Genomic DNA, 18,406 nt, shown 5'->3' with positions numbered 1-18,406 from the left:
TTTTTTTATGTTAAATCTTCACGATAAAGTGGCAATTGTTTCAGGATGCGGTTCAATCGGTAATGGTTTTGGAAATGGTCGTGCAATTACAACTCTCTTAGCACGGCAAGGTGCAATAGTAATTGGGATTGATATTAATGAAGAAGCTGGCAATAACACATGTGAATTCATTAAAAAAGAAGGTAATGATTGTACCTTTTATAAAGTAAACATGACAAACGAAGATGATGTAAAAGAATTTTTTGACGAAGTAAGAACAAAATATAAAAAAATTGATATTCTGGTAAATGTAGTTGGCCAATCTGAACCAGGAGGACCTGTTGAAATAGATTCGAGTACATGGCGACAACAATTTACTCTAAATTTAGACACTGCTTTCCTTTCTATTAAATTTACTATCCCAATTATGGAAGAAAACTTAGGTGGGTCCATTGTAAATATCTCTTCAGTTGCAGGAATGAGATATATAGGCAAACCACAAGTTGGTTATAGTGCCTCGAAAGCGGCACTCATTCAAATGACTAAAACTACAGCTGTTATTGAAGCAAAAAAGAATATACGCCTTAACTGTGTTGTTCCTGGTTTAATGCATACTCCTTTAGTTGATAGATTAGCAGAGAAATACGCTGATGGAGATTATGATGGATTTGTTAAAAAAAGACATAAGCAAGTTCCAATAGGTAGAATGGGAGAATCTTGGGATGTAGCTAACGCAGTGTTATTTTTATGTTCAGATGAGGCTAAATATATTACAGGAACTGAAATATTAGTTGATGGCGGCCTTACTGCCTCAACTCCATAAGTTATTTACTAATTATAAAATTAGCCTAGATTAATTTAATGTACAAAGTTTTTACAAGATATAATTATGTATTGATAAGTTAAAAGACTCACTAATAAACTTCTTTTTAAACGAAAAAAATGGAATAAAACAAGCCAGTATTTAGATCATATATTCTTTATCTTAATACTCTTAAATATAACTCTCATTTACTTATATTCAGGAAATATCAATATGATGAGCATAAAAAAGCATTTAATATTTTTAAAAATTTCTCTGTAATCATTTTTAATTTTTAAAATTTTCTTGCATATTGTGGAGGCACTTTAATATCGTGCTTTAAAATTTTTGCAGCATCCCATACCCATCTTGGATTAGTTAGAAAACCTCTTGCTATGGCTACCATATCAGCTTCTTTATCTACTATAATTTGATTAGCTTTAATTGGGTCTGTTATCATACCTACAGCTCTTACGACCATATCTGTATTTTTTTTTATAATTTTAGCCAAATGAACTTGATAATGTGGAGCAATTGGTATTTTAGGATTAGGTGTATTTCCACCGCTAGAAACACAAACATAATGGCATCCTATTTTTTCTAACTCATTGGCAAATATAATGGCTTCTTGCTCATCAATTCCACCATTTTCCCATTCAGTACCTGTTATTCTCATGCCTATAGGAAAATCTTTTGGCAACGCTTGCTTAATTGCAGCAAAAACTTCTAAAGGATACCTCATCCTATTTTCTAGACTTCCACCATATTTATCGGAACGGTGATTTGATAATGGAGACAAAAATTGATGAAAAAGATAACCATGTGTTCCATGAATTTCTATTAAGTCAAATCCAACTCTAACTGACCTGAGTGATGCTTCTACAAATTTACTTTTAATATTTTCTAAGTCACTATTTTCTATTGTTTCAGGAATATGCCAATCCTCATCAAAAGCTAGGGAGGAAGGTCCCTTAGTAGACCAAGGATCCTCTTCTTTAGAAAGACTTTTTCTTCCTTCCCATGGTCTTTGTGTTGACGCCTTTCTTCCAGCATGGGCTAATTGAATACCAAAGGTAGTTTCTTTTTGAGAAACTGACCTTGCTTTTTCTAAAGTTTTTTTTATGGATCTTTCACAAAAATCATTATAAAGACCAACACAATGATGTGTTATTCTTCCTATTCTTTCAACGGCTGTTGCCTCGACCATTATTAAACCAGCTCCTGAATAACCTAATTGCATTAAATGCTGAGTATGCCAGTCAGTCATTGCGCCATCAACTGATGAATATTGACACATAGGGGCAACAGCTATCCTGTTTGAAACATTCAAATTAGCAATTTGAATTGGAGAAAAAATCATTTATGCCCTCTTAAAATTTAATTAGTTAAACTGGTTTATCCAATTATCGACCAGCCTACGAGCAATAGAGTCAACTCTTGGCAATTTAAATCCTCCACTTATTAAAGGATGATTTAAAGATCTCAGTTCTTCAATTGAAAACCAATGAGCATCTTCAATCTCATTATAATCAATATTCATATCCTCATTAACAGCTTCAGCAAAAAAACCAAGCATTAATGAAGCTGGAAATGGCCAGGGCTGTGAATTAAAATATCTGATGTTTTTGACTTTAACACCCACTTCTTCAAAGACTTCTCTCTCAAGCGCTTGTTCTAAACTTTCTCCAGGTTCCACAAAACCTGCAAGTGTACTATACATACCTTCAGGAAACCTCGGAGACCTTCCTAACAAAATTTTGTCCTTATATGAAATAAGTGTGATTATGGCAGGATCTGTTCTTGGAAAATGACTTTTACCACATTCGATATTTGAACAAACTTTAACAAAACCAGCTTCTGTAGTATTATTTTTAAAGCCACATGAACCACAAAATTGATGTGTCTTATGCCAAAATGTCATTCCATTATTTAAAGATAAAAAAGAGGCATCTATATCATTTAAAGTTGGACCATATTTGCGTAAATCTTCAAGAATTATTGAATTTTCATTACACCATAAATCCATTTCAGAATTATTGTGGTCTAAATCTATTCCAACATAATTAATATTATTGGCAACACCGAGAAAGATAGGATTATCAATTCCATTTGGATAAATTGTTTTTAATTGTTCAGAATTAAAAAAACAAGCTTCTATATTTTCATCAGATTGCCTAAATAAATTTTTCCCATTCAAAACTGGAACAAATTTAGTGTTGTTGTCTGATATAATATTTTTTATTAAACCTTTATTACTTCTAAAATCACCATGACGATTAATTTGTGAGCTCGCATAAAAAGGTTGATACATGATTTTACCTAAAAATATATTTATTAAAATTAATTAGTATTATACATACTGATTACTTGAATTAATATTATTAAAATTATATAATTTAAAAAATTTGTAAAATTTTTATTTATTTGGGTTACAAATAAATTTTGTCAGCGCTTAAAGTTCAATAGAACATATATAAAGTTTAGAGGATAGGAACATGATTAAAATTAGCCGTATTTCATCACCCCTTAAAGATAAAATAAAAAACCTAGAGGAATGCTCTCAGCTTAGTGGAGACGGTGTTTTTGAAGGAAAGTATAATACCTCTGGATCAATTATAATTAGAAATAAATTTTTAGGTGAATTAGGAGCTGACCAGGTTATTATCGACGAACACGGTGAAGTTGATGGAACTATAAAAAGCTCTGAATTAATTGTGAACGGCACAGTAAATGGAAAAATAAACTGCAAGAGCATTATTATTATGGAAAATGGTAATGTATCAGGTGATGTTCTATATAACAAAATCGCAGTTTTTGAGGGTGGCACTATAAATGTAAGTGGAATGAAAAAATTAGAAGAAGAGACACATAAAGTTATCGATATTGTAAAAAAAGTTGGAGATTAATTTAAGTTCTTACTAAGAATTCTAAACCAGCCATGGAGCCAACGTAAAGATTAGGTTTAGTCTTTTTTAATTTAACAATTGTTCCTGATACTTCTACATCAATTCCATTACCATACATTCTTATAATTTTCCCTTCGTTCTTGGTATCTCTATCAGTACATATCACTGTAACCTTTTGATCTAAATGCACATTATTCTCCTTTTTTAATTAACCGAATAGGCTTGTAAATCTTCTAGTTTAATAATAGATAGGGTTGCGATATTTGTTGATTTTATTACAACTTTTGGAGCTTTACCTTCATCAAATGCTTCTTTCCATCGCGAAGCACAAAGGCACCAATAATCTCCTTCGGTTAAACCAACAAAATTATATGCTGGAATGGGCGTAGACAAGTCATTGCCTACTGATTTTGAAAAATTTAAAAATTCATTTGTCATTTTACAGCAAACTGTGTGCAAACCAAAGTCATCTTGTCCTGTATTGCAACAATCATCTCTATAAAATCCAGTTATAATATCTTTGTCACTTTTTGAAATTGATTTACAAGGTTCAAGAATTCCACCAAGAACATTTAACTGTTTATTATTTCCTCCCCTTGGTGAAAAACCATCCATTATGATAACTCCTTTTTTATCAATTCATTTGAAGCATTTTCAATTTCAGTTTCTAACCTTGATAAAAATTCTTTTTTTGGCAATCCCGGTTGTATTTCAGGAAGTATTTTAAGAGTGACTGATTTTGAAGAAAGTCGTTCAGGATACTTAAAAAAGCTATTTTTAGGCCAAATTAAACCTGCGTTATGAGCAACAGGAACAACAGGTACCTTAGTCTGAGAGTATAAAAAAAATACACCTGGTAAGTAAGGTTTTTCTTTAGGTGAAACTCCTGGACTAACACGTGTCCCTTGTGGGAATATCATCATTGACCTATTCTTCTTAACTGCAATTTTAGCATTTCTTCCCATTTTCTTTAGAGCATTTATGCCTTGGTCTCGGGTAATTGGAATAGCACCAGATCTTAAAAAATACAAACCTATTACAGGTAAAAATATTAATGCTTTTTTTAACACGATTGATGGCATTGAAAAAAAATCAGTGCAAAAAACTGTTTCCCAAGCTGATTGATGTTTAATAGCATAAATTACCACTTTATCTTTTGAGGGTAATTCACCTTCAACTTTAATCTCAGTATTTAACCACCATTTCATTCCCTTTATCATTATTAAACACCAAACTCTATTCACAAATAGAACTACAGGCCTTGGAAATAATAAACATGGCAAACAAACAGTAACTAGTATACTAGTACCTATATAAAATTGAATATTAAAAAATAAAGACCTTAAAAAGTTCATATTAATTATCCTAAAAACTCACTATAATTTTTTAAATAATGTAAAATAATATTTACCTGACCCGGTTGTTTTGATTGATATATTATATCCTTCATGTTCAGAAAAGTGAGAAAAATCAATTGGACTTGCAGGATCGTCGGAAATAAAAGCTACTTTTTTACCTTTTTCTAAGCTCTTTAAAACTCTCTTTGCTTTTAAAACTGGTAAAGGACACTTTAGTCCAGTAAAATCATGTTCTTCAATCAAAAAATATTCCTGTCAAAAAGTTAAATACAAATTAGATTTATACATATTTACAGTTGTATTCCAATTTTATTTTACTTGTATCCAATGAATCTTACTTGTATGAGATAAATTATGAGTGTATGGGGAAAATTTATTGTTAGCGCTGCTGGATTTGCATTAGGAGGTCCTATCGGTGCATTAATTGGGGTAGTCGCCGGACACGCAATAGATAAAATTAAAACCAAACAAAAACTACCAGAGGAAAATGCTTTAAAGCAAATAGGCTTTACAGTCGGAGTAATAGTTCTATCTGCTAAAATGGCAAAAGCTGATGGTAAAGTTACAAAAGAAGAAATTAGAGCATTTCAAAACAAGATAAGCGTTCCGGAAAATGAAATTAAAAATGTTGCTCGGTTATGGGATCAAGCCAAGAAAACAACAGATGGGTTCGAAGTTTATGCTCAACAAATTTGTCAATTGTTAGGAAAAAATTCTTCAGTATTAGAAGAATTATTAAATTTACTAATAATTATTGCAAAAGCAGATGGAAAAATTACTAAATCAGAAATTCTTTATCTAAAACAAGTTAGTATTATTTTTGGTTTTTCAATTGAAAAATTTGATAGAATTTATTCTTCAAACTTGGGCAAAATATCAGATCCTTATCAAATATTAGGGGTCACTAGAAACACACCAATTGTTGAAATTAAAAATAAGTGGAAACTGCTCGCTTCTAATCATCATCCTGATAAGTTAATAGCCCAAGGTTTGCCAATTGACTTCATAGAGAAAAGCACTAAAAGACTTCAAGAAATTAATAATGCTTGGGATATAATCAAAAGTCAGCAGTAATAGGTAAAAAATGCCAACACCACTAATTACAACTCATAATTTAAAAATTTCTCAGCCAAATAAAGTCATAATCAATAATGCCGAATTTTCTATTAACAGATTCGATCGTATAATTTTAGTAGGTAAAAATGGATGTGGTAAAAGTTCACTTTTAAAAGTTTTAAAAGGAATTGACACGCCAGATGAAGGCCAGATTTGGATGGCTCCAAATATAAAAATAGACCTTCTTGAACAAAATCCGGCAATTCCTAACGCAAATAATGTAATTGATTTTCTCTCACAAGATAATAATCACCTAAACCTTTCCAAAATAAATTTTATCATTGAACAATTAGGTTTGTCTGACATCGATTTAACAAAAAAAATATCTGGCGGCGAACTTCGTAAAATTTATCTAGCGCAATCTATATTAAATGAACCTGACATAATGCTTCTTGACGAACCCACTAATCATATAGATTTACCAACAATTAACTGGCTTGAAAAAAAGCTGATAGAGTTAAATACTACAATGATAATTGTAAGTCATGATCAAGAATTTCTTAAAAAAATTGGTACAAAAACTCTTTGGTTTAATAAAGGCGAATTGATTAAACGAGAAGGTCCTTATGATGATTTTTTTAAATGGACACGAGAATTAATTGATATTGAAAAACATAAACTTCATAAAATAAAGCAAAAAATAAAAAGTGAGACCAAGTGGTCTATAGAAGGGATTTCTGGAAGAAGAAAAAGAAATATGGGACGTGTAAGAGAATTAGAAAAGCTAAATAATAATTATGAAAATAATAAAATTTCTGATTCAAAACCAATAGATATATCTCTTAACAAAACAAATGATTCTTCTGTAAATATTGTTGAAACTTTTAATGTATTTTTTATGTATAAAAATACCCCTACACAGGAAAATGTTATTACAAATTTCAATTATAAAATAAGACGTAATGATAGAATAGGTATTATAGGAGCTAACGGCTCTGGGAAAACTACTTTGATTAAAATTTTACAAGGAATTTATAAACCAACAAAAGGTAAAGTTAAGATTGGTGAACGAGTAAATGTTAAATATTTTGATCAAAATAAAGAATTAATAAAATTAGATAGCACACCTTGGAAAACGCTTATAAATGAAGGAGATCATGTAGAGTTTTTAGGAAAAAAGATACATGTCTTATCGTATCTAAAAAAATTTTTATTCGATGAAAAAAAATCCTTACAAAACAACTCCACTTTATCTGGCGGAGAAAAAGTAAGATTACTATTAGCCAAATTATTCTTAAATAATCATAACTTTCTTATTTTAGACGAACCAACAAATGATTTAGATTTTGAAACACTGAAACTTTTAAAAGAAAATATTAGCAACTATGATGGGACGGTTTTAGTTATTAGTCATGATAGATATTTTCTTGATCATACAGTTAATAAACTGTTAGTTTTTGAAAATGATAATCAGATCTTTCAGCATGAAGGAAATTTTACAGAATATTTTAAAAAATACGGTTTATCTAAATTAATAAAATCAAATACTAAAAATATAAATTCAAATAAAGTTTCCATAAAAACCTATATTAAGCCAATAAAGATTTTGAAGAAAAAATTAACTTTTAGAGAAAATTACAATTTAAAAGCGTTACCTGATAAAATTGAGAAACTAGAAATAAAGCTAAAAAAATCAGAAACTATACTAGACAATAATGAACTTTACTATAATGACAAAATTACTTTTGACAAAACTCTAGTTGAAATAACAAACATTAAAAAAGAAATATCATTAGCTGAAGATGAATTATTAGATTTACAAATATTACAAGATGAAATTAATTCAAAATAATTGATAAATTATAATAAAGTGTTGACCAAACATCTAAACTTTATATTTTTGTATTGTCAGAGAGTGAGTAGTCGCTTTTTAAAGAGGAAAGTCCGGGCTCTATAGAAAGAAGGTGCTGGATAACTTCCAGCAGGGGTGACCCTAGGGAAAGTGCCACAGAAAATATACCGCCATTTTGGTAAGGGTGAAATGGTGCGGTAAGAGCGCACCGCATTTTTAGTAATAGAAATGGCATGGTAAACCCCACCTAGAGCAAGACTAAATAGGAGAAACAAATTTTGTCTTTCTACAAAGTTTCTCGGGTAGGTCGCTAGAAAAGTTTGGTAACAAATTTTCAAGATGAATGACTACAATTAAAATTTAGATACAAAACCCGGCTTATAACTCTCTGACACTACCTTCAAAAAAAATCAAATATTTAAATCCCCATGATTTGCATATATTTTCCCATTGACTCCCATAAATTCCCATGTTATCCCATAAAGTGTAAATTAAACTACTTTAGGCATAATATTTAATATTTATCTAACTTAACTTTTAGATTCTACGCATGTTTTTAATTATTAACTAAGGGTCTTTCAAATCAAATGTTTTTGTCAACCTCATATAATAAGATTGATTCAAAGTCTAGAGTTTCTATTCCTGCCACTTTCCGCCTCAATCTTGAAAAAAATAATGAACCATTAATATTATTTAAAAGCCTTCAATTAAAATGTATTGAAGGCACTACCTATAGTAGAATGCAAATGTATATAAATGCCATAGATGAATTAGATGCACTTTCAGACGAAGCATTTGTGCTAAGAATGATGATGGCCGATTCATTTGAAATGAAATTTGATACGGGTGGAAGAGTTATTATTCCAGACATATTGATGAACTTCTCTGGATTAACAGATAAAGCTGTATTTATGGGGATTGGTGAATCTTTTTATATTTGGTCTCCAGTAGAGTATGAAAGCCAATATGAAAAATCTCAAAAAATACTTAAAGAAAAAGGGCCGCCAAAATTAATATTAAAAAAGCAAATCGATTAAAAGAAATTTTGATGATTAATAAAACCGCTCATATTCCTGTCTTATTAAAAGAAACAATAAATGCCTTGTCTGTTAAAAATGAAAAATTTTATATAGATGCAACATTTGGATTAGGTGGGTACACCAGGGCTATTTTAGAGAGAAAAAATTGTAAGGTTTTAGGTGTAGATAGAGATCCAGATGTCAAGCCTGCTGCAGAAGCTATAAAGGTTGATTTTAAAAATAGGTTTTATTTTCAAAATGCTAGATTCTCTCAAATTGAACAACTTTTAGAACCATCAAGAATTAAAAAAGTTGCCGGCATTGTATTTGATCTGGGTGTTTCAAGTCCTCAAATTGATCAAGGACATAGAGGGTTTTCTTTCAAATTAAACGGTCCACTTGACATGAGAATGTCAAAAGAAGGCCCAACTGCAGAAGAATTTATTAATAAAGTTGAAGAAAAAACCCTTGCAAATATAATATTTGAACTAGGTGATGAAGTGTTTTCAAGAAGAATTGCAAGAAATATAATAACTGAGAGAGCTGTGAATGCCATTACTAAAACTGGTCAATTAGCATCTATTATAAGAACAGCTGTTCCTACTTCTAAATATAAAATTGATCCAGCCACAAAGACTTTTCAAGCAATTAGAATATATTTGAACGATGAAATATCTGAATTAGAAAGAGGCTTGATTGCCGCAGAAAGAATCTTGCAGCCTAATGGAATTTTAGCTGTTGTATCTTTTCATTCAATAGAAGATAGAATAATTAAAAATTTCTTTTTAAAATGCTCTCAAAATAAAAATTTATCGAGACATATCCCAGACATTCCTTCAAAAAAACATAGTTTAAAGATATTAACAAAAAAACCAATTCTCCCCTCAGCAAGTGAAATTAAATATAACACAAGATCAAGATCAGCTAAACTTCGCGTAGCAGAAAGAACAGCATTTCCATCACAATTTGGAGATGCTGCATGATAAAATATCCATCATTTTTAGTTGTTTTTTTAATGATTTTTACAGCTGTTTCATTGTATCAAATTAAGCATTTTATTACCAAAAAAGAAATAGAGCTAGCTGAAACAAATAAGGCAATAAAAACGACACAGTCAGATCTATATATATTACAAGCTGAATTAAGCTATCTAAAAAGGCCCGATAGATTAGAGCAGATAGCTAAAAATAAATTAAATATGAAAGGCATTCTACCTATAGACATTTGGAATTTAAAAGATTTGGTTGATGCAACAAAAACTTTTAATGAAAGTGGATCATAATGAGTTTCTTACACTTTCAAAATAACAATACACAAAAAAATGATCTTAAAATGAGGAGATTAAAATTATTAATTTGTGGAGCCTTGTTATTTATAGCATTTACAACAATTGGTTACAGAACAGTGTCTTTAGCGGGTTTAGATGATAAGACAGTTAAAAAATCTTTTCGCAGCGTAAACTCAAAAAATTTAATCCATCCTTTTAGAGGAAATATTCTTGATAGAAACAATAATTTGTTGGCGACAACTGTAAATATTTCAAGCTTAAATATTAACCCTCAAGAAGTATTAGATGTAAATCAAACAATATTAAAGTTAAAAAAAATATTTCCTAAATTAAAAAGAGAAAAATTATTACAAAAACTAAATTCTAATAAAAAACACGTGCAAATATTAAAAGAAATTTCGCCAAGAGATCATGTTTCTTTGCTTAAGTTAGGGATTGAAGCACTTAAAATTGAAAGTAGTAAGAAACGAATTTATCCAAATCATAGTTTGGCTTCACATGTTCTAGGGAATACCGATATTGATGGCAAAGGAATAGCTGGAATTGAAAAAAGATTCGATAAAGTATTAGCTAATGGTGAAGACATATCAATATCAATTCATAGCGGCATTCAACATATTTTAAAAACATTGTTACTAGAACAAATCAATCAATTTAAAGCTGAGGGCGGTGCAGGGATTATAATGGATGCAAAAAATGGAGAAATATATGCTTTGGTATCTCTTCCTGATTATAATGCAAACAATTATAATAAATTATTAGACAACAAATTATTTAACAAAGCAACAAAAGGGACTTATGAACTAGGGTCTACTCTAAAACTTATAACGGCAGCGGTTGCTTTAGAAAGTGATTTAATTAATGAAAACGAAGTGTTTGATGTTTCAAGTCCTCTCAGGATATCATCTAGGACTATAAGAGATTATCATCCATTAAATTATGCAATTAGCATACCTGAAGTTGTTGTACATTCGAGCAACATAGGTTCTGCTAAAATTGCTGAAAAATTTGGTTCATCTACTCAATTAAAATATTTAAAATCATTAGGTTTAATGGACAAACTTTCATTAGAATTACCTGAACTTGGTAAACCTCAAGTGCGTACGGATAAAAAACTGTTAACAACCATGACAATTTCTTATGGTCACGGAATTTCAATAACACCAACCCATTTAGCTTCTGCAACGGCGACAATAGTGAATGATGGAATAAGAGTGGACCCTACATTATTAATTTCTAATTCAGCGAAAAAAAATAAACGAATTTTTTCAAAGGAAACGTCTAAAAAAATGAGAAGCATAATGAGACTGGTTGTTAGCAATAAGAATGGGACAGCAAAACAAGCAGAAGCATCTGGGTACTTAGTCGGAGGAAAAACAGGAACTGCTGAAAAAACAAATCCAGCTGGAGGGTATTTTAAAAAACAAAATATAGTAACACTTACTTCAGCGTTTCCAATGAATAACCCAAGATTTATTATCACAGTAATGATAGATAACCCTAAAGGTAGCAAAAGAACGGCTGGATGGGTTGCCGCTCCAGTAGTTAATAAAATAGTAACAAGAATAGCTCCAATTTTAAATATCAAACCTCAAACAAAGAGCTCTGTAAATTTCTCTAAAAATCTTCTTAAATTCAAAATAAGAGGTAAAGATAAGGGAGCAATTTTATAAAATGGTACTATTAAAAAACCTTATTTTAAGAAACGATACTTTAAAAGATATATTTAAAGAATGTAGTTCTGAAAAAATGGATTTTCTAATCAATGGAATATCTTCAAATAGTAAGGAAATTAAAAAAGGTTATATTTTTGTTGCTCTAAAGGGTCAAAAATTAGATGGAAAGGATTTTATCACAGAAGCTCAAAAAAAAGGAGCAGTCTTAACAGTAGCTGAAAATTTAAAAAAAGACAATGTCATTTCTCTTAAAGAAGGAATGTCTAGAAAGGTTTATTCTTTACTACTTTCTTGTTTTCACGAGAAACAACCAAAACAAATAATTGGCGTAACTGGAACTAATGGTAAAACTTCAGTAGTTGAGTTTTGTCGTCAAATCTGGGGGCAAGCAAGCTGGAAAGCTGCTTCAATGGGAACGCTTGGAACTAAAATTGACACTAGCAATGAAAAAAATAACATATTAAAGTCAAATGAAAATCTTACTACTTACGAACCATCGAGATTGTATGAACAACTTCATTTTTTAGCTAGGAAAGAAGTTAGCAATTTAGCAATAGAGGCATCTTCACATGGAATTGATCAACACCGATTAGACGGTATAAAATTTTCTGGAGCAGTTTTTACTAACTTATCGCATGATCATCTTGATTATCACAAAAATATTAAAAATTATTACTCCTCTAAAAAGAGACTATTTACACACCTACTAAATCCAAATTCATCAATAGCAATTAATATAGACGATAGTTATGGTGAAAAACTGCATAACGAGTTAAATAAATCTAATCATTTAATTTTAACATTTGGTCAAAAAGAAGAAGCAGACATTCAAATCGTTTCTTCAAATACTAACAATAAATCTATTGATTTAACACTTAAGTTCAACAATAAAATATTTCAAACAACTATTGGTATGATTGGGCAGTTTCAAATTTATAATGTAATTGCTTCTGCTTCAATTTGTATAGCTTTAGGGATGGACCCTGATTTTGTATTCAAATCCCTAGGCTATTTAAAACCGGCTCGCGGTAGAATGGAAATTGTCTCAGATAATGAAAATAAATCATTAGTTATAATTGACTATGCTCATACACCTCAAGCTTTACTGACAGCACTCTCGTCACTTAAACATTTTGCAAAAGGTAAAATCATAACTCTTTTTGGTTGCGGCGGGAATAGAGACATTGAAAAACGTACTTTAATGGGACAAATTGCTTATCAAAATTCAGATTTAGTTATTGTCACAGATGACAATCCTCGAGACGAACTACCTTCAAAAATAAGAGAAGACATTTTACAAGGCTGTCCAAACGCAATTGAAATTGGCGACAGAAATAATGCCATTAAATTTGCTGTCTCAAAGTTACAAGACAATGATTTATTACTCATAGCAGGGAAAGGCCATGAAACCACTCAAACAATAGGCATGGAAAGCCTTCCGTTTGATGATTACACGGTTTCTAAAGAAGCAATCAAAAATATTAAAAAAATTGGAATAACTAGTTGAAAACATTGTGGACAAAAAAAGATTTAATAGAAGCTACTAATGCTATTGATCCATCTTTAAACTTTATGAATAAAATTATTGGTATTTCTGGTATTAGCATTGATGACAGAACTATAAAATCAGGTGATTTGTTCATTGCTTTCAAAGGTAACAAATTTGACGGACATGATTTTGTAAAATCAGCGATTTCAAAAGGTGCAGGCGGTATAATTGTTTCAGACCTTAAATTAGCTAAGAAATACAATGGATTACTTGTTAACGATACAAATAAAGCATTATTAGATATTGCAAAATTTGGAAGGAATAGGTTTAAAGGGACTACGATTGCTTTAACTGGAAGTAGTGGAAAAACAAGCACTAAGCACTTGTTATCTTCTGCACTAAAAACATATGGAACTACCCATTCTACACAAGGGAATAATAATAACATTATTGGCCTTGCATTAACGTTGTCCAGATTGAATCCTGATTATAAATACTGCGTTTTAGAATTAGGAATTAATAATATTGGTGAAATGGAAGAGCTAACAAAATTAGCTTTGCCAGATATTGCATTAATAACAAATGTAACAAACTCTCATATTCAAAATTTTAAAAATGAAAAAGAAATTGCAAGCGCGAAAAGTAAAATATTTCTTGGATTAAATAAAAATGGCATCGTTATTCTAAACTCAGATAATGTTTGGAGTGAATTTCTAATAAAAGAAGCAAAAAAAATAAATGCTAATATACACTTATTTGGCCATACCAAAAAATCAAATACATTTATTTCAAATATCATTCAAGTAAAGAACGGCGCAACAGTTTGTTTTGACGATAAACAAGATTGGCACCTAAATTATTTAAATACTACGCAAGCTTTAAATGCAATTGCTACCATTGCTGTAATAAAGGAGTTGAAATTAAATTTAATTAACGCTCTTACAACCATAAGTGAGATGTCACCTATATCAGGAAGAGGTAACAGTATAACAATTAAATTCAAAGATAACAAAAAAACTTTTATTATTGATGACAGCTACAACGCCAATCCTGACTCAATGAATTCTGCTCTAAATAATTTTCAAAATATGAAAAATAAATTTAAAAATTATGAAACTATTCTAATAATTGGAGACATGATGGAATTAGGAGATAGTTCTAACGAATTACATTTTAAACTTGTTCCAATAATTAAAAAAATAAAACCAAACATTCTTATAACTCTTGGAGTTTACACATCAAAAATATGCAAAGAATTATGTTCAAGCATTAATTGTTATCCATACCTTTCAATTGATAGATTATTAACTGATATAAAAAAACACCTGAGACCAACACAAATTATTCTTATTAAAGGATCTCATGGAACAAATCTTTGGAAATTACCACCAATTTTAAAGCAAAACATTCAGGAGGAATATAATGCTGCCTAATCTTTTGCTAAATTTCACTGAACATTTTCAACCACTTAATATTTTTAATTATATATCTTTTAGAACAATTGGTGCGCTTTTAACAGCATTATTAATTAGCTTTATTTTCGGTGAAAAAATAATTTTTCTATTAAAAACAATACAAAAGAACGGTCAGCCTATTAGAAAAGATGGGCCTAAAACTCATATAATTTTTAAAACAGGCACTCCAACAATGGGCGGTTTATTAATCTTGCTTGCATTTACAACATCTACTTTATTATGGGCTAAATTAGATAATATATATATTTGGATACTTCTATTTATAGCAGTTTCGTTTGGCATTATTGGCCTTTTTGACGATTGGATAAAAGTTTCTAAAATGAACAGTAATGGACTTAAAAGTTATCAAAAAATTATACCACAAATATTTATAGCTTTTGTAGCAGCATATTTTTTAGCAGAAAATTCTCCTGATAACCTTCATAATTCAATATCAATACCTTTTTTTAAAGAAAGTATTTTATTTCTTGGAATTTTTTATATTCCTTTCACAATTATGGTTATTGTGGGTTCATCAAATGCGGTTAATTTAACTGATGGCCTTGATGGACTGGCAATAGTTCCAGTAATGATTGCAGCTAGTTCTTTAGCTGTTATTGCTTATTTAGCTGGAAATATAAATTTTTCTAACTACTTACAAATAAATTATATTCCAGGTGCTGGCGAAATAACCGTGTTTTTAGGAGCTATCATTGGAGCAGGATTAGGTTTCCTATGGTTTAATGCACCTCCAGCAATGGTTTTTATGGGAGACACAGGATCTTTGTCACTTGGAGGTGTAATTGGGGTGACCGCTTCAGCTTCAAGGCATGAATTAGTATTAATAATTATCGGAGGAGTTTTTGTTTTAGAGACAATATCAGTTATTGTTCAAATTATTTCCTTCAAACTTACTGGTAAAAGAGTATTTAGAATGGCGCCACTTCATCATCATTTCGAACAAAAAGGGTGGGCTGAATCCACTATAGTCATAAGATTTTGGATAATAGCGGTCATACTAGCTTTAATTGGTTTGTCCACACTTAAACTGAGGTAATTAAATTGAATAATATTCTTAGTTATAAAAACAAAAACGTTGGCGTTCTTGGTGTTGGAATGTCTGGATTAGCTGCGGCTAAAGTTTTATTGAACTCTAGTGCAAAAGTATTTGTATTCGATGACTTTAAAGAAAAACCTCCTACCCTAGTAGAATCAAATTGGGTAAATTACCAAAAATGGCCTTGGAAAGATTTGTGTGCTCTTGTTGTTAGTCCAGGTATACCAATTAACAAAAATATCAAACACAAAGCCATTAAGCTTGCAGAAGATCATAATGTTGAAATTATAAATGATATTGACTTGTTTATGCAATCCAAACCAAAAGCTATAATTGTTGGAATTACTGGAACAAATGGTAAATCAACAACAGTAGCTTTACTACATCATATTTTGAAATTTAATAAAATTAAATCTGTAATCGGAGGAAATTTTGGTTATCCAGCATGCGAAATCATTGATCCAGGTAATGATGGTGTAATTATCTTAGAGTTGTCAAGTTACCAATTAGATGGAGCAAGTAAGTTAACTTTAAACTTAGCCTCAATTATAAATATTACGCCTGACCATTTAGACTATCATAATAATTTTGAGGAGTATCTATCGTGTAAATTAAAGATTATTGATTTTTTAAATGATAATGGAACTATTGTTTATAACGAAGATGACAAACTTCTAAATCAATTAATAAAGAAAGATAAGTATCAACAGATTAAAATTTTTAAAACAAAAAATATAAATTTTCAGGACTATATCAACGATAACATTTCTTTAAATGGCAAGCATAACCAAGTAAATGCTTCAATTGCAATCTCATTAGCTAAAAATTTAAATGTAACAGGTGACAAAATTAAACGGTCAATAAAGAGCTTTAAAGGTTTGCCACATAGAATGGAAACAATATACGTTTCAGAAAAAATTAAAATTATTAATGATAGCAAATCAACTAATGGAGAATCTACTGCGGCTGCATTAAGTTCTTTCTGCAATATTTTTTGGATATTGGGAGGTCAACCAAAAAATGATGGGATAGGAGCCGCCAAAAAATATTTAAATAGAGTTGAAGAAAGTTTTGTAATTGGTGAATCTTATAATTTTTTTGCAAATCAAATATCAAAAAATTCTAAAAATAGTAAACTAAACAAATGTATAACACTTGAAGATGCAACTGAACTTGCAATAAAGAAAGCTCAAAAGTCGAATTTAAAAGAAATAGTTATACTTCTATCACCGTCAGCAGCTAGCTTTGATCAATTTATAAATTTCGAAGATAGAGGTAATAAATTTAAAGAAATCGTAAACAAGCAATTAAATGAAGGTGTTTTGATATGTTAATAACACGTTCAGACAGATCCTTTATAGCTCTTTGGTGGTGGAATATTGATCGGCTCTTATTAACAAGTTTTTTAATATTAATACTCTTTGGTATTTTTCTTGTTATGTCTTCAAGTCAACATGTAGCTGAAAGTTTAAATATATCTTCACATCATTTTACCTTAAGACATATTTTATTAGGAATTTTCAGCATTCCAATAATTATTTTTTTTACTATTTTGAATGAAAGACAAATAAAAATTATTTGTATATCTGGGTTTCTAATATCATTATGTCTTTTGTTTTTTATTCTCATTGAAGGAGCAAAAATTAAAGGTGCCCAAAGATGGTTATATATAGGAAATTTCAGTTTTCAACCTAGTGAGGTATGCAAACCATTTTTTATAGTTTTTAATGCGTGGATCTTATCTTTGTGGGTTCAAAAACCAAATTTTCCTGGCTGGCTGTGGTCATTGGGAGCAATAGTTTTAATGTCTGCCCTTTTGTTGTTACAGCCAGATATTGGCATGACAATTGTAATGATATTTACTTGGGGATTTCAGCTATTCATTACTGGAATACCACTAATGATTATTATATTTTTAATAGTAGCTTTTCCAATATTTATGATATTATCATATAATCACTTTGGTCATGTTAAACTTAGGATAGATAGTTTTTTAGACGGTAAAACGCACCAGATTACAAAATCACTACAGTCATTTGAATCAGGAGGTTTTTGGGGTAAAGGTCCTGGAGAAGGTTTTTATAAAAAATCTCTGCCTGATGCGCATTCTGATTTTGTATTTGCAGTTGCTGCAGAGGAATATGGTGTATTATTATGTTCTTTAATTGTAATAATTTATGGATTAATTGTTTTTAGATCCTTTTTATTAACTTTAAGAAACACTAATCTTTTTTTTATTATTTGTGTTAGTGGCTTAGCTTTTCAATTTGGTTTTCAATCATTAATTCATATGGCAAGTAATACTGACTTAATTCCTACAAAAGGAATGACATTACCCTTTCTATCCTATGGAGGCTCTTCTATTTTAGCATCAGCTATAACAGCTGGTATTTTACTTTCGTTAACAAGAAAAAACTCGTCATTAGACACTCTTTTAAGACAAGAGAGTAGCAAGGAAAACGATCAATAA

Annotated in this window: 19 protein-coding genes and 1 other RNA gene; 14 read left to right on the top strand and 6 right to left on the bottom strand. The window is 30.2% G+C overall.

The genetic code is table 11. From position 1 onward, the window contains the following. Nucleotides 1-7: 7 nt before the first annotated feature. Nucleotides 8-802, top strand: a complete 795-nt coding sequence (locus tag ABXT66_RS02350) for an SDR family NAD(P)-dependent oxidoreductase (RefSeq protein WP_443644062.1) — start codon at nt 8-10, stop codon at nt 800-802. A gap of 274 nt (nt 803-1,076) precedes the next feature. On the opposite strand, the gene ABXT66_RS02345 is transcribed toward ABXT66_RS02350, so the two are convergent. Both ABXT66_RS02345 and nudC read right to left on the bottom strand, forming a co-directional pair. Then, on the bottom strand, nt 1,077-2,141 hold the full coding sequence (locus ABXT66_RS02345; protein ID WP_443644061.1) for an NADH:flavin oxidoreductase/NADH oxidase: 1,065 nt from the start codon (nt 2,139-2,141) through the stop codon (nt 1,077-1,079). Nucleotides 2,142-2,162: 21 nt separating this feature from the next. Then, nucleotides 2,163-3,092 (bottom strand): NAD(+) diphosphatase, encoded by a 930-nt coding sequence (nudC, locus tag ABXT66_RS02340; RefSeq protein ID WP_443644060.1) that lies wholly within the window; start codon nt 3,090-3,092, stop codon nt 2,163-2,165. Between the two features lie 184 nt (nt 3,093-3,276). Here nudC and ABXT66_RS02335 point away from each other — a divergent pair, with 184 nt between their 5' ends. Further along, nucleotides 3,277-3,687, top strand: a complete 411-nt coding sequence (locus ABXT66_RS02335) for a polymer-forming cytoskeletal protein (RefSeq protein WP_443644059.1) — start codon at nt 3,277-3,279, stop codon at nt 3,685-3,687. A 1-nt stretch (nt 3,688) separates the two neighbouring features. On the opposite strand, the gene ABXT66_RS02330 is transcribed toward ABXT66_RS02335, so the two are convergent. From ABXT66_RS02330 to ABXT66_RS02315, 4 genes are read right to left on the bottom strand one after another with little or no spacing between them, the layout of a single operon-like run. Next, the gene (locus tag ABXT66_RS02330) at nt 3,689-3,877 is read right to left on the bottom strand and encodes a hypothetical protein (protein ID WP_443644058.1); all 189 of its coding nucleotides are present in this window, start codon (nt 3,875-3,877) and stop codon (nt 3,689-3,691) included. A gap of 14 nt (nt 3,878-3,891) precedes the next feature. Then, nucleotides 3,892-4,302: a DUF2237 family protein gene (locus tag ABXT66_RS02325; protein ID WP_443644057.1), complete on the bottom strand. Its 411-nt coding sequence runs from the start codon at nt 4,300-4,302 to the stop codon at nt 3,892-3,894. Then, nucleotides 4,302-5,042, bottom strand: coding sequence for a lysophospholipid acyltransferase family protein (locus ABXT66_RS02320; RefSeq protein WP_443644056.1), 741 nt, complete (start codon nt 5,040-5,042; stop codon nt 4,302-4,304). The genes ABXT66_RS02325 and ABXT66_RS02320 overlap by 1 nt, the downstream gene beginning before the upstream one ends. Before the next feature lie 21 nt (nt 5,043-5,063). Then, a complete protein-coding gene (locus ABXT66_RS02315; protein ID WP_443644055.1) occupies nt 5,064-5,288 on the bottom strand; it encodes a sulfurtransferase TusA family protein in 225 nt (74 codons plus the stop codon). A gap of 111 nt (nt 5,289-5,399) precedes the next feature. Between ABXT66_RS02315 and ABXT66_RS02310 the strand changes: the two genes are divergently transcribed. The 12 genes from ABXT66_RS02310 to ABXT66_RS02255 all read left to right on the top strand — a co-directional run bounded on the left by ABXT66_RS02310 (nt 5,400) and on the right by ABXT66_RS02255 (nt 18,406). After that, nucleotides 5,400-6,119, top strand: coding sequence for a TerB family tellurite resistance protein (locus ABXT66_RS02310; protein ID WP_443644054.1), 720 nt, complete (start codon nt 5,400-5,402; stop codon nt 6,117-6,119). Between the two features lie 10 nt (nt 6,120-6,129). Continuing rightward, entirely contained in the window at nt 6,130-7,953 is a 1,824-nt protein-coding gene (locus tag ABXT66_RS02305) for an ABC-F family ATP-binding cassette domain-containing protein (protein WP_443644053.1), read from the top strand. Nucleotides 7,954-8,008: 55 nt separating this feature from the next. After that, nucleotides 8,009-8,350, top strand: an RNA gene (rnpB, locus tag ABXT66_RS02300) — RNase P RNA component class A. 190 nt (nt 8,351-8,540) lie between these two features. Next, nucleotides 8,541-8,990, top strand: coding sequence for a division/cell wall cluster transcriptional repressor MraZ (locus tag ABXT66_RS02295; RefSeq protein WP_443644052.1), 450 nt, complete (start codon nt 8,541-8,543; stop codon nt 8,988-8,990). Between the two features lie 11 nt (nt 8,991-9,001). After that, nucleotides 9,002-9,955: a 16S rRNA (cytosine(1402)-N(4))-methyltransferase RsmH gene (rsmH, locus tag ABXT66_RS02290; RefSeq protein WP_443644051.1), complete on the top strand. Its 954-nt coding sequence runs from the start codon at nt 9,002-9,004 to the stop codon at nt 9,953-9,955. Continuing rightward, on the top strand, nt 9,952-10,254 hold the full coding sequence (gene ftsL, locus ABXT66_RS02285) for a cell division protein FtsL (RefSeq protein WP_443644050.1): 303 nt from the start codon (nt 9,952-9,954) through the stop codon (nt 10,252-10,254). The genes rsmH and ftsL overlap by 4 nt, the downstream gene beginning before the upstream one ends. Continuing rightward, the gene (locus ABXT66_RS02280; protein WP_443644049.1) at nt 10,254-11,933 is read left to right on the top strand and encodes a peptidoglycan D,D-transpeptidase FtsI family protein; all 1,680 of its coding nucleotides are present in this window, start codon (nt 10,254-10,256) and stop codon (nt 11,931-11,933) included. Before ftsL ends, ABXT66_RS02280 begins: the two co-directional genes overlap by 1 nt. Nucleotide 11,934: 1 nt before the next feature. Continuing rightward, entirely contained in the window at nt 11,935-13,443 is a 1,509-nt protein-coding gene (locus ABXT66_RS02275) for a UDP-N-acetylmuramoyl-L-alanyl-D-glutamate--2,6-diaminopimelate ligase (RefSeq protein ID WP_443644048.1), read from the top strand. Beyond that, nucleotides 13,440-14,858 carry a UDP-N-acetylmuramoyl-tripeptide--D-alanyl-D-alanine ligase gene (locus ABXT66_RS02270; protein ID WP_443644047.1) on the top strand — a complete coding sequence of 473 codons (1,419 nt, stop codon included), beginning with the start codon at nt 13,440-13,442 and terminating at the stop codon, nt 14,856-14,858. The genes ABXT66_RS02275 and ABXT66_RS02270 overlap by 4 nt, the downstream gene beginning before the upstream one ends. After that, nucleotides 14,848-15,936: a phospho-N-acetylmuramoyl-pentapeptide-transferase gene (mraY, locus tag ABXT66_RS02265; RefSeq protein WP_443644046.1), complete on the top strand. Its 1,089-nt coding sequence runs from the start codon at nt 14,848-14,850 to the stop codon at nt 15,934-15,936. The genes ABXT66_RS02270 and mraY overlap by 11 nt, the downstream gene beginning before the upstream one ends. A gap of 5 nt (nt 15,937-15,941) precedes the next feature. Further along, entirely contained in the window at nt 15,942-17,270 is a 1,329-nt protein-coding gene (gene murD, locus ABXT66_RS02260; RefSeq protein WP_443644045.1) for a UDP-N-acetylmuramoyl-L-alanine--D-glutamate ligase, read from the top strand. Next, nucleotides 17,264-18,406: an FtsW/RodA/SpoVE family cell cycle protein gene (locus ABXT66_RS02255; protein ID WP_443644044.1), complete on the top strand. Its 1,143-nt coding sequence runs from the start codon at nt 17,264-17,266 to the stop codon at nt 18,404-18,406. The genes murD and ABXT66_RS02255 overlap by 7 nt, the downstream gene beginning before the upstream one ends.

The sequence above is a fragment of the Candidatus Levibacter sp. Uisw_134_01 genome (genome assembly GCF_047717795.1).
Lineage (GTDB): Bacteria > Pseudomonadota > Alphaproteobacteria > Puniceispirillales > Marisalimonadaceae > Marisalimonas.
The sequence above is the reverse complement of the archived record's forward strand: the minus strand, read 5'-3'. Positions and strand labels throughout refer to the sequence as shown.

Excerpts from the sequence above, each read along its gene's own strand:
- ABXT66_RS02295 (WP_443644052.1), top strand. The coding sequence starts at position 8,541 with ATGTTTTTGTCAACCTCATATAATAAGATTGATTCAAAGTCTAGAGTT.
- ABXT66_RS02325 (WP_443644057.1), bottom strand. The coding sequence starts at position 4,302 with ATGGATGGTTTTTCACCAAGGGGAGGAAATAATAAACAGTTAAATGTT.
- ABXT66_RS02350 (WP_443644062.1), top strand. The coding sequence starts at position 8 with ATGTTAAATCTTCACGATAAAGTGGCAATTGTTTCAGGATGCGGTTCA.
- ABXT66_RS02275 (WP_443644048.1), top strand. The coding sequence starts at position 11,935 with ATGGTACTATTAAAAAACCTTATTTTAAGAAACGATACTTTAAAAGAT.
- rsmH (WP_443644051.1), top strand. The coding sequence starts at position 9,002 with ATGATTAATAAAACCGCTCATATTCCTGTCTTATTAAAAGAAACAATA.
- ABXT66_RS02255 (WP_443644044.1), top strand. The coding sequence starts at position 17,264 with ATGTTAATAACACGTTCAGACAGATCCTTTATAGCTCTTTGGTGGTGG.
- ftsL (WP_443644050.1), top strand. The coding sequence starts at position 9,952 with ATGATAAAATATCCATCATTTTTAGTTGTTTTTTTAATGATTTTTACA.
- ABXT66_RS02320 (WP_443644056.1), bottom strand. The coding sequence starts at position 5,042 with ATGAACTTTTTAAGGTCTTTATTTTTTAATATTCAATTTTATATAGGT.
- nudC (WP_443644060.1), bottom strand. The coding sequence starts at position 3,092 with ATGTATCAACCTTTTTATGCGAGCTCACAAATTAATCGTCATGGTGAT.
- ABXT66_RS02280 (WP_443644049.1), top strand. The coding sequence starts at position 10,254 with ATGAGTTTCTTACACTTTCAAAATAACAATACACAAAAAAATGATCTT.
- ABXT66_RS02335 (WP_443644059.1), top strand. The coding sequence starts at position 3,277 with ATGATTAAAATTAGCCGTATTTCATCACCCCTTAAAGATAAAATAAAA.
- mraY (WP_443644046.1), top strand. The coding sequence starts at position 14,848 with ATGCTGCCTAATCTTTTGCTAAATTTCACTGAACATTTTCAACCACTT.
- ABXT66_RS02310 (WP_443644054.1), top strand. The coding sequence starts at position 5,400 with ATGAGTGTATGGGGAAAATTTATTGTTAGCGCTGCTGGATTTGCATTA.
- ABXT66_RS02345 (WP_443644061.1), bottom strand. The coding sequence starts at position 2,141 with ATGATTTTTTCTCCAATTCAAATTGCTAATTTGAATGTTTCAAACAGG.
- ABXT66_RS02305 (WP_443644053.1), top strand. The coding sequence starts at position 6,130 with ATGCCAACACCACTAATTACAACTCATAATTTAAAAATTTCTCAGCCA.